Origin of the sequence: Rahnella perminowiae (genome assembly GCF_019049695.1) — a bacterium.
Lineage (GTDB): Bacteria > Pseudomonadota > Gammaproteobacteria > Enterobacterales > Enterobacteriaceae > Rahnella > Rahnella perminowiae.
Window position 1 is genome coordinate 1 of sequence record NZ_JAFMOT010000075.1, and the last position, 458, is coordinate 458.

At 66.4% G+C, this 458-nt stretch carries 1 protein-coding gene; it reads left to right on the forward strand.

Going from position 1 to position 458, the window contains the following annotated elements:
- Nucleotides 1-253 precede the first annotated feature (253 nt).
- Nucleotides 254-458: LexA family protein (locus J1781_RS26395; RefSeq protein WP_456239071.1), on the forward strand; the 205-nt coding region annotated here is incomplete at its 3' end.

Sequence of the window (458 nt, forward strand, 5' to 3'; positions counted from 1 at the left end):
GCCGCCCACCGGGCGGCGGTGTTCGAACCGCGGTAGCGGGTAGAACACATCTTCGAATGTCTGGTGACAGTTCTAGCACGGATGTACGAACGGTGTCGAGGTCCGTTTCGAACACATATTTGAATGCGCAGGTCACCCGGGTTAAGCTGGCCCCACACATGTGACAGTCGACCCCACGTCTCCGACACGCTTAAGCGGTCCGCGGCCCGGCCCCCGGGCACGCCCTGTGCGGCACGGCGAAAGGACCCCGCTCGTGAGCACCACTTCCCCCGCTCAGCAGACACCTGGCCGGCCCGTTCGAACACTCTCGGACCGTCAGGCGAGGATCCTGGGCGCCGTGCAGCGCTCGATCGCCACGCGGGGGTACCCTCCGTCCATGCGGGAGATCGGGGACATCGTGGGGCTCGCGTCCCTGTCGAGCGTCACGCACCAGCTCGGTCAGCTGGAGAAGTGGGGGT